This window comes from Nitratireductor indicus C115, assembly GCF_000300515.1.
Lineage (GTDB): Bacteria > Pseudomonadota > Alphaproteobacteria > Rhizobiales > Rhizobiaceae > Nitratireductor > Nitratireductor indicus.
The window spans coordinates 24,609-33,810 of record NZ_AMSI01000023.1 but is presented as its reverse complement, the minus strand read 5'-3'; the positions used below and the strand labels follow the sequence as shown (position 1 = coordinate 33,810).

Below are 9,202 nucleotides of genomic sequence, written 5' to 3'. Positions count from 1 at the left end.
TTCACCCATTCCAGAGTGATCGGGACAAGCGTCAGCGCGGCATCCAGTTCCTGCCAGAGTTCGGCATTCGCCAGTTGCTTTTCCGGCCCACGCTTCCAGCCCTTGTTCTTCCAGCCGCGCCGCCATTCGTTGCAGCCCTTAACGACATACTGGCTGTCGCAGAGCAGCCGGACCGGCTCGACCACACCGCGGTCGCTGAACCACCGAAGGGCCATCAGTGCGCCGGTCATTTCCATGATGTTGTTGGTGGTGTCGGCGTGCCCGCCATAATCGGAATGGATCTCGACACCATCGCGATAGACGGCGAAACCCCATCCCCCTGGGCCCGGGTTGGGCTCGCATGCGCCATCGCAGTAGATCACCAGCCCAATCGAAGCGCCGGATGCGCTCACAGTGACAGCGCGACCATTTCGCTTGCCGCCTCGCCCTCTTCCCGCTGGTTTGCCCTTCTTTGCCTCAGGAAGTGCCCCAGCAGCCTTGTCCGGCAACGCCTTCTGGATCTGCTGCAGCAAAGGAAAACATGAAGCCCCCTTGGCCGGGAACCTGAAACGGGTGCCGGCAAGCTGTTGCGCCATAAATGCCGCTTGGCGTTCCGTCTTGAAGGCATCAGTGTCCATGCCTTGCGCCTGGAGCCAATCCGCGAGTCGCTGCAATCCATCGGAAAACTCATACATCGCGCGCCTCCCCGAAATGCTCGGGCAGCGCCTCATGCAATTCCGTCAGGGCCTGCTTCCTGAATTGCTCCACAATCGGCAGTACCACCTTGTCGACGCGCGCCTTGATCTCTCGGTCGGCACGTTCGCCAATCTCGAACAGGCGGTCACGCAGAGCCAGCAGCTCCTTTTGATCGTTCGAGAACGCCACAACGTCTTCGCGATAACGCCGACCGGAATACGCCTCACGCCGCGCCCCATGGCGCAACTCGCCTTCGGCCATAAAGGTCTTGGGCATCACCTTGGTAACCCGGAGCACGGGCATCATGGTTTCGGGATCATCCCGATCCCAGTTGCTGGTGAAGTCGTAGCCACAATTCGCAAGGCCACTGAGGTTCTCGGAGATATCCTTGCTCGGGTCGAAGTGCGCATCATCAAGAACAAGCGCATAGCCACCGGCTTCAATGTCTACGAATTTCGTCATGTCGCGTCTCCGATCAGGTTGTCGTAAACTTGGCATTTCCATTCTTCTGCCAACTCATGCGCGGTCAGGATCGCTGTCTCGTAATTCGCACCCTCCCACATTCCGATCCGGGTGCCGTCTTCCGCGATCACGTCGACGAAGAAACGCATCTGGCCGATGTCGGAGAAATCCAGTCGACGGCCGGTAGCGCCTATGATCATCGCCGCTTTTGTGATCGTCCCACCGACGATTTCGACGCGAACCGTAACCGGGGTTCCGATTAAATTCGTCACGCCGCGCCTCCTGAGTCACATGACCAGTAAAGGCGCTCCAATTCGGACTGAACCGACCGGGCGAAGCGATTGACCTGACCTCTCGCTACGTTTTCGCAGAACCCCTGCGCTTGAAGCCGGCCAAAGAGACGGTTGCACTCTGTTTTCCAGAAGCGCTCGGCAGCCTTCCCTTGTTTCGATGAAAGCTGAAGCGCCACTTGCCGAACAAGCGCAGATTGGCGCTCCACTGGAAACGGGATCAGAAGGCCGCCAGGACCATTCTCGAATAGTTCCATCTGCTTGGCGTTCATGCTGCGTTCCCTTCTCCCTCGCTCCTCCCATGGGGCTCTGCCCCTTGGCACCCCGCTGGGGGATGATCCCCCAGACCCTCAGCATCTGTTCCAGCTTCGCTCGAACCGATGGACTGGCCGGGAGAACGGCTAGGCATCCGCAATACCTTGCAAGCCGCCGTGCCATGATTTTGGGAGGTTTCCAGATTTGGATTTGGCACAAGTGTGTCGCACTTAGTATCTATATCTACTCGCGCCACACCTGTGCCACGGCGTCGGTACCACGTGCGGCGTGAGATACCTTCGGCGTCCCACGGCCTTTGACCGGACAGAGATTGCGCCTCATAGGACTTTCGATTTTTCCGTCCCTCGGCCTTGCGTTTTGCTGCCTTGGCGTTCCTGTCTCGTTCCCTTTTTCGATCCTTTGCCAAGCGAAGCCGCTCCGCTCGAGTGACATCGCACGCGCCAATGGTTTTTAAGCCCATAGCGATGTTCTCGTTCAGCGTCACGTTCAGGAGGCCAGCAACGCCATCTGATCGCATCATTCGCTGCCGGTTCCGAGCTGCTGAAATGATCGGCAGTATGTCGGCTTCAGTTGCCCAGGGCGCCCACACTCGGCACCAAGCTGCCATGTCTTGATCGCTCGAAGTAAATGCAGCCGCTCGGACATAATCCAGACAGGTCTCGCGATCATCGGTGTCACCCGGGTCGGGAATGCGATCACCGTGCCGGTGCTTGATGACCTTTTCGATCTCGCGCATGCGCAGCAGTTCCAGAGAAAAATCTTCATCGTTGCGCCTGCGCTTTCGTCTCCCAGGCTTCTCGGCGTAGATCACGCCGTTAATGATCATGTGCTCCGTACCGTCGCGACTTTTTCTGATCTCCATAGAACTCAAAGCGCCCTCCCACGGATCAGGCACGCTTGCGTGATCGCCTCGCAAGCCTCCTTTGGGCTCAGCCCGAAGCGCGCCCGGAGAGCGGGAACAACGGGATGCGGCTTCTCATGGTCAGGCAGCATCGCCAGCCAGCGGGCGGCCTCTTGGACCGCCTCCGTGTGTGCGTGATCGATGCCGGTCATGCGCGCCTCCCGGCAATCTTGCGTGCAGAGCGCAACCGGGCGTCACGTTGTTCCATATGCCACCGGTACAGGGTGGAATGACGCTGCGCCCTCCGCGCATGGAAGAGGGCCAGCAGACCGTGAAGAAGACGCATCAGGCACCTCCCGCACACACCAGTGTGTGAGCTTGTTCTTTGCACATTTCCGCGCGGTCACGGGCGATCCAGAGGAGTGCGTTGCACCGGTCGCGATCTGCTGCGCCGAACTGCTCATCGCAAAGCACGTCGAGCAGATGGTAGAGGTGGCGGAGATCGCTCTCGAGGTCGTCAATTTTGCTCATAACGCGCCTCCACACTTCTGGGTATCGTGGATTTCGTGCCAGATGCGTTTGACCTCCTCGGCCTTCTCCAGCATCAGGCGGGCAACGTAGAGGCCTGTATCGGCCTGCCGTGCTGTGAGCACGACACGATCATTGCCGCGATGCTCTTCAAGCAGATTGTGGATGGTTTCCATGGTGAGGTGAGCCATGTCGACCAGATCGTAGACCGGGCATTCCAGGTCGAAATGAGAGTTGTTGGCAGCCATGTCACACCCCCTTGCTGCTTGGGAACACCATGTCCCAGTTCGGGGATTGGTAGGCGTTCAGATTTTCGAGGAAGATCGCATGCCGATCCGAGGCAGGCGGGAAGATGCGGATTGCCCATTTCTCGCCCTGCATCTCCTCTTCGATCCAGTCTGCAAGGGCGTTGGAAAGCTCCTGCGATAGGCGACGGATGCGCTCCATACGCATTTCGCCACGTGGGTCTGTACGCGCGGCCGGCGGGGTGCTATCGCTTGTGCTGTTCATTTGCTCACCTGTTGGGGTGCGGTTGGACACAGGCTCGGAAGAGGTGGCAGCCTCTCCGGGCCGTTTTTGTTTCTGGGTCATGCTGCGTCTTCCTCCGTGAAGGCGGCGATCAGCTTCTTCCGGCTGACGACGTATCGCTCACCGAACTGCTTCACCATCGGAAGATGGCCGGTCTTAATCATGTGATAGGTCTGGCGGTAGTTGCGGCCAATCAACTTGCCGATCTCTTCGACACCCCAGACGAGATCGAGGGATTCTGTAGCTTCAGGCATTTCAATCCTTTCTTAACCATGAACCTAACAGGTCCCATGTACCTAATAGGTTCATGTGGCGTCAAGGACCTTTTTGGTTCATACAGCCATTTCCAGTGAGTTTCAGAAAGTGAGCAAAGATGGCCACTCCAAAGCAGACCGATCCGCAGTTCAAGCTGCGCCTGCCTGCGGCCCTCAAGGATGAGATCGAGGAGGCCGCTAGAACAAATAACCGTACGATGAATGCGGAGATTGTGGATCGCCTTGAAAAATACGAGGCCGCGCAGAATCTCATTGCATCAGTTCGGCCAGATATGGCTCGATTGAGTAATGCCATTGAAGAAAGGCAGAGGGAAATAAACAGGCTGTACGAAGAGCGCAGCACGATCTTTAAGGCTATGAACGATCAGGAGCGAAGCCTGCAGAGCCTCAGAGAGGCCCACCGGACACTTTCAATTGTTGCCAAGTCGCTTGGGGAGATGATCCTCTCAGATGGGGATCGATCGGAAATGACACGTATCCTAGCAACTGGGCTGCTGGATGTAGAAGTGGATACTTCTTCCGATGCGTCTGAAGAGATCCCGAAGCCATTTTGGGATGAGTACAAGATACCTCCGGATTTCGACGAATGAGCGTCCCCAAGCGCACATGGACCAACCTCGCCATTGAAATGTGTATCACGACATGATACATAATCCCTCATGATCCGGTCGTTCAAGGGCAAGCTCACGGAGCAGGTAGCGAAGGGGCAGAACCCGAAGGGCTTCCCTGCTGATTTGCTCAAGGTGGCGCGGCGCAAATTGGCTATGCTCGACAACGCTGCTGCCCTTGATGATCTGCGCGTTCCGCCGGCCAATCGCCTCGAAGCTCTGAAAGGGGATCGGGCCGGTCAACATGCGATCCGCGTTAATGATCAGTTCCGCCTCTGCTTTCGCTGGGTGGACGGCAACGCGGAAGACGTTGAATTTGTCGACTACCACTAAAGGAGGTAGCTATGTCCCTGCTTGCTTTTGCTATCCACCCCGGCGAAATCCTCGAGGAAGAGTTTCTGAAGCCGCTGGAGATGAGCGCAGGCGCACTTGCCAAGCGCCTTGATGTGCCGCGCACCCGGATCGAACGGATCGTCAAGGGGGAGACCGCCCTGACGGCAGATACCGCACTGCGTCTGTCGGCCTTCTTCGGGAACACGCCCGAATTCTGGCTGAATCTTCAGCGCGCCTACGATCTGGCTAAGGCCAGCAAGGCCGTGGATATCTCGCATATTGAGCCCTTGGCCGCAGCGTGAGCGTCCGCAAGCGCTCCTGGGTCAACGGCAAGGGCGAAGAGAAAACCGCCTGGGTGGTCGACTATGTGGACACCAAGGGCACGCGCCGACTGAAGACCTTCAAGCTGAAGAAGGAGGCCGATCAGTTCGCGAGTACCGCCTCGGTCGAGGTGCGAGAGGGCGTCCACGTCGCTGAGCGCGACACAGTAACGGTCGAGAAGGCTGGTGAACTGTGGATCGCAAGCGCTGAGGCTGCTGGACTGGAACGCTCCACCATCGCGCAATACCGGCAGCACCTGAAACTTCACATCGTCCCGCTGATAGGCTCGACCACGCTCTCCAAGCTCGCTGTTCCTGTCGTGCGTACATTCGAGGATGAGCTGCGAGAAAGCGGGCGATCGCCGCAGATGGTGCGCAAGGTTTTGGTCAGTCTTGGGTCATTGCTCGCAGATGCGCAGGAGCGAGGCCTCGTCAGTCGCAATGCTGTTCGGGAGAAAAGCCGAGCGCGGCAAAAGGGGAAAGACCGTCGGCAGGAGAAACGCCAGAAGGGCAAGATCAAGGTCGGCGTCGACATCCCCACACGCGAGGAAATTCGCGCCATTGTGGCCGCGCTAGACGGCCGGTGGCGCCCATTGATGCTGACAGCAATTTTCGCTGGGCTGCGGGCGTCAGAGCTTCGCGGCCTGCGCTGGTCCGATGTTGATATCGAGAGGCGGGAAATCAGGGTTCACCAGCGAGCCGACCGCTTCAATGAGATCGGCCGACCGAAGTCGGAAGCAGGTGAGCGCGCCATCCCGATACCGCCGATCCTCGTCAATGCCCTGAAGGAATGGAAGCTGGCCTATAGCCGGCCTGTGATCGGTCGCGATGATGACGGCAAGATGATCCGTGAAGACGCCCAGCCGGGCCATCTCGTATTCAGCAATGGCTGGGGAAAAGTTGAATCGCTCGCCAACATCATTAATCGCGGGCTGATACCGATCCAGATTGCAGCGGGGGTCGCGGATCCAACCGGAGAAGTCGACGACACAGGCGAGCCAGTCATGCGCGCCCGCTACACCGGCATGCATGCCCTTCGGCACTTCTACGCGTCTTGGCTGATCAATCGTCCGCAGGATGGCGGTCTCGGACTTCCGGCGAAGGCGGTGCAGGAGAGGCTTGGGCATGGGTCCATCGTCATGACCATGGACGTCTATGGGCACCTTTTCCCGCGCGGTGATGATGCCGACGAATTGGCCGCTGCGGAACGGTCGCTTCTGGGATAGACGCGACATAGACGCGACATAGACGCTTCAAAGCCTTTTGATAAAAGACTTCTTATCGGATTGAAAATCCGCGTGTCGGTGGTTCGATTCCGCCCCTGGGCACCATCTTCTCGGAAATTTCATCTTTCAGAGCATCGTGCAGCCTGCAGGCGGCCTGCTGTGATCCATAGAAGCGCATTAAAAGCAAGCACATAGAGTGCGGCGCCGCTTCATGAGATGATACCCCACTTTGCGACCGGAAACGCTCGTGCCGGCTGCCGCAGGTTCCCAAGCCATAGAAAACCAGGCGACTTCCGAATTGACGGGCGTCAATGACCAAAAGATTCTATAATATAATAATTACAAGTTGGGCTACCTGATAGACCATCGAGGAGCGAACGGATCCGCCCGTATTACATCAATATGAGGAAGGACAGACGCGCCATGGCTGAAACTTCGGAAAAGCTTCCGATCAAAAGCGGGACAGGCTCGTCTCGCGATCGGCTGGAATGGATACCGCTCAACAACTTATGCGAAGAGATAAATCATCGGCGCTTGACGCGTCGCGCGCTGGATTTGGGCTTATCCGGCTGCAACGCTTCGTATGAGGCTTTTTTCTCGATAGCAACGTGCGAGCGAAAGCTGAAGTCTGCCTCGATGACTGAAAAGACCGGCAACATCAATCCGAACCGCCACCCAAATCTCCGCATGCCAACGGACAGCGGCGCGAAACCGGAAGCGAAAGACCAACAAGACAAGGAGACTGTTATCCGCAGACATCGCTCTGGCTCATTTCAGCAGCCATTGCGAATTTCAGTGCGAGTTCCGGATGGCGTCAATGCCAACCGTATCGAGGCGCGTTTTGCCACGGGTGTTCTAACTGTCCGCTTGCCCAAGACAGCAGAAGCAAGGCGAGCCGAGCGAAAAATCTCGGTCGAATCTGCCTAGCGCAGATTGCGAAGCCGTCAGCGTGACAATTTGGAAACAGGGCAAAGGGGCCTCCAATGAAACTTGCAGAACTGGTGCAACACCAGGGGAAACGGCGAACGCCTGCCATTGATGCAGTCCGACATGCTGGCCAACATGCTAGCCGCTATGTTGGACCGAAACCGCATCAGGGTGAACGTCATCTCCGCACCGACGTGGAAATCCCTTCGGCTGAAGTGCCAGCTGGAGTGAATACTGCATCGGACAATGACTGTGCCGGCGGTTCGGGCTGGGGATCGCCTTCAAGCGCAATCCGGGACAAGGCTGTTCGCCACCGATGGCTACTGCATCCCGGAAGTCTGCCCTCCAATGCGAGGCAGGCGACAAAACCTTCAAACCGCGTCTGGATAGTCAGAGGGCAACGCTATGGACGCCGTCAGCTCAGTAACTCCGCTTACAAATTGTCTTTCAGCGCAATGCAGCTTTTGCTCGAACCTCAGTGAACCGGCGCGGGCCGAACTCGCTCGCATTTCGAGGGTCCGAAATTTCGGTGCTGGCGAAACCATTCTGGCAGAGGCCGAAACGTTCGAAATCGTCGGCCAGGTGCTCTCCGGCGTTCTGCGCATGCAAAAAACGCTATTCGACGGGCGGCAACAGATCGTGGGCCTGCTGATGCCGGGCGACCTGTTCGGACATGTCTTTGCGCACACATCCCATGTCGCCATCGAAGCTGCCACCGAAGCTGTCCTGTGCTGCTATCACCGGCAAAGCTTTGAGGCCCTCTTCGCGCAATTTCCGGAAATCGAGCATCGGATGCTTTCGGCGGTGACCGAGGAACTCGATGCAGCGCAGGACTGGATGCTGCTGTTGGCCACGCAAACGGTGACCCAACGCGTGGCCACCTTCTTTCTCTATCTGCGTAGGAAAACCCTGCCTCCCGACATGCCGCATCTGATTGGGCCTCCCGTGATCGAGGTTCCCATCTGCCGCAGGGATTTGGCCGCCTATCTCGGCACGACCGTCGAATCCGTCAGCCGCTCGATCCAGCAGATGGCGCGCGAACGCCTGATAAGGATTCTCGACCCACACAGGTTTGAACTCATCGACATTGAAGGGCTTGCGCTGCTCTCGCACACGGAAGAGGAAGTCTGCGACATGGAGGTTCCCCGCAGCATCCGGGCGGGATAAGGGGGTATCCGAGAATACGCTGATCCCATGCAAGAGCGGTTCATCGTTTCCACGAAACGCCGAACCGCTCCTTCGTTTTTTCTATCCACATCCACAATTGCCAGAATCCAGGTGCCGCACTCGAGCCACAGTTCGGCTATAGCTTGCGCGCCGTCGCCCAATCTCCCACGCTGGTATGCAAGGCTGCCTTCTCGCCGAACCAGAAGGTCTCGACTTGAACTGCGACGCCCCTGCAGTAGCGATTGATTAATTTTTTCGCTGCACACTAAAGCCCTTACGAGGTGAGGCTATTGATGCTTGCGTTTTTTCGCATCCTTGCTGTCCTGACTGTTTTCATTCATGTTCTGGCGCTGCCTGCACAGGAGGCGAATGCGAGTTCGGCCCTGCGTGTTCGCAATGACCCCGGCGGTCATGTAGTCGACTACATGCTGCGCGTGAAGGAGTTCACAAGGCAAGGTAGACAGGTGCAGGTCATCGGGCGATGCGATTCAGCCTGCACATTGTTTCTGTCCCTGCCAGCTTCGCAAATCTGTGTGGAGTCCGGTGCTCGCTTCGGTTTCCATCTTCCCTTCGGCGGGAATCGCGAAGGCAATCGGGTTGCCAAGAACTTCATGCTGGCATCCTATCCTGGCTGGGTGCGCGAGTGGATTACGAGCAAGGGCGGCTTGTCCAGCCGGCTTATCGTAATGGACTACGAATATGCGCGCCTCTTCGTCGACGTCTGCAAAACTTGACCTGACGTTCCT

General features: G+C 57.7%; 17 protein-coding genes. 7 read left to right on the top strand and 10 right to left on the bottom strand.

Going from position 1 to position 9,202, the window contains the following annotated elements; genetic code table 11:
* The 10 genes from NA8A_RS24495 to NA8A_RS22360 all read right to left on the bottom strand — a co-directional run.
* The coding region (locus tag NA8A_RS24495) for a ribonuclease H family protein (protein ID WP_009452711.1) at positions 1-674 on the bottom strand (674 nt) is incomplete at its 3' end.
* On the bottom strand, positions 667-1,137 hold the full coding sequence (locus NA8A_RS22400; protein ID WP_009452710.1) for a hypothetical protein: 471 nt from the start codon (positions 1,135-1,137) through the stop codon (positions 667-669). The genes NA8A_RS22400 and NA8A_RS24495, both read right to left, overlap by 8 nt.
* The gene (locus NA8A_RS22395) at positions 1,134-1,409 is read right to left on the bottom strand and encodes a hypothetical protein (RefSeq protein WP_009452709.1); all 276 of its coding nucleotides are present in this window, start codon (positions 1,407-1,409) and stop codon (positions 1,134-1,136) included. The genes NA8A_RS22400 and NA8A_RS22395 overlap by 4 nt, the downstream gene beginning before the upstream one ends.
* Positions 1,406-1,699, bottom strand: coding sequence for a DUF6074 family protein (locus tag NA8A_RS22390; protein ID WP_009452708.1), 294 nt, complete (start codon positions 1,697-1,699; stop codon positions 1,406-1,408). Before NA8A_RS22390 ends, NA8A_RS22395 begins: the two co-directional genes overlap by 4 nt.
* The gene (locus tag NA8A_RS24490; protein ID WP_009452707.1) at positions 1,696-2,565 is read right to left on the bottom strand and encodes a hypothetical protein; all 870 of its coding nucleotides are present in this window, start codon (positions 2,563-2,565) and stop codon (positions 1,696-1,698) included. The genes NA8A_RS22390 and NA8A_RS24490 overlap by 4 nt, the downstream gene beginning before the upstream one ends.
* A gap of 5 nt (positions 2,566-2,570) precedes the next feature.
* Positions 2,571-2,756 carry a hypothetical protein gene (locus NA8A_RS22380; protein ID WP_009452706.1) on the bottom strand — a complete coding sequence of 62 codons (186 nt, stop codon included), beginning with the start codon at positions 2,754-2,756 and terminating at the stop codon, positions 2,571-2,573.
* A gap of 133 nt (positions 2,757-2,889) precedes the next feature.
* Positions 2,890-3,075 (bottom strand): hypothetical protein, encoded by a 186-nt coding sequence (locus NA8A_RS22375; RefSeq protein ID WP_009452705.1) that lies wholly within the window; start codon positions 3,073-3,075, stop codon positions 2,890-2,892.
* The gene (locus NA8A_RS22370) at positions 3,072-3,320 is read right to left on the bottom strand and encodes a hypothetical protein (protein WP_009452704.1); all 249 of its coding nucleotides are present in this window, start codon (positions 3,318-3,320) and stop codon (positions 3,072-3,074) included. The genes NA8A_RS22375 and NA8A_RS22370 overlap by 4 nt, the downstream gene beginning before the upstream one ends.
* A gap of 1 nt (position 3,321) precedes the next feature.
* Positions 3,322-3,663, bottom strand: coding sequence for a hypothetical protein (locus NA8A_RS25205; protein ID WP_157174160.1), 342 nt, complete (start codon positions 3,661-3,663; stop codon positions 3,322-3,324).
* Positions 3,660-3,854: a hypothetical protein gene (locus NA8A_RS22360; RefSeq protein ID WP_009452702.1), complete on the bottom strand. Its 195-nt coding sequence runs from the start codon at positions 3,852-3,854 to the stop codon at positions 3,660-3,662. Before NA8A_RS22360 ends, NA8A_RS25205 begins: the two co-directional genes overlap by 4 nt.
* A 119-nt stretch (positions 3,855-3,973) precedes the next feature.
* Between NA8A_RS22360 and NA8A_RS22355 the strand changes: the two genes are divergently transcribed.
* From NA8A_RS22355 to NA8A_RS22325, 7 genes are all read left to right on the top strand, one after another.
* Positions 3,974-4,465 carry an Arc family DNA-binding protein gene (locus tag NA8A_RS22355; RefSeq protein ID WP_009452701.1) on the top strand — a complete coding sequence of 164 codons (492 nt, stop codon included), beginning with the start codon at positions 3,974-3,976 and terminating at the stop codon, positions 4,463-4,465.
* A gap of 69 nt (positions 4,466-4,534) precedes the next feature.
* Positions 4,535-4,816 carry a type II toxin-antitoxin system RelE/ParE family toxin gene (locus NA8A_RS22350; RefSeq protein WP_009452700.1) on the top strand — a complete coding sequence of 94 codons (282 nt, stop codon included), beginning with the start codon at positions 4,535-4,537 and terminating at the stop codon, positions 4,814-4,816.
* Between the two features lie 11 nt (positions 4,817-4,827).
* Positions 4,828-5,118 (top strand): HigA family addiction module antitoxin, encoded by a 291-nt coding sequence (locus NA8A_RS22345; protein ID WP_009452699.1) that lies wholly within the window; start codon positions 4,828-4,830, stop codon positions 5,116-5,118.
* Positions 5,115-6,362, top strand: a complete 1,248-nt coding sequence (locus NA8A_RS22340; RefSeq protein ID WP_009452698.1) for a tyrosine-type recombinase/integrase — start codon at positions 5,115-5,117, stop codon at positions 6,360-6,362. The genes NA8A_RS22345 and NA8A_RS22340 overlap by 4 nt, the downstream gene beginning before the upstream one ends.
* 423 nt (positions 6,363-6,785) lie before the next feature.
* A complete protein-coding gene (locus NA8A_RS24485; protein ID WP_009452697.1) occupies positions 6,786-7,289 on the top strand; it encodes an Hsp20/alpha crystallin family protein in 504 nt (167 codons plus the stop codon).
* Between the two features lie 405 nt (positions 7,290-7,694).
* The gene (locus NA8A_RS22330) at positions 7,695-8,456 is read left to right on the top strand and encodes a Crp/Fnr family transcriptional regulator (protein WP_009452696.1); all 762 of its coding nucleotides are present in this window, start codon (positions 7,695-7,697) and stop codon (positions 8,454-8,456) included.
* A 293-nt stretch (positions 8,457-8,749) separates the two neighbouring features.
* Positions 8,750-9,190: a hypothetical protein gene (locus NA8A_RS22325; protein WP_009452695.1), complete on the top strand. Its 441-nt coding sequence runs from the start codon at positions 8,750-8,752 to the stop codon at positions 9,188-9,190.
* Positions 9,191-9,202 lie beyond the last annotated feature (12 nt).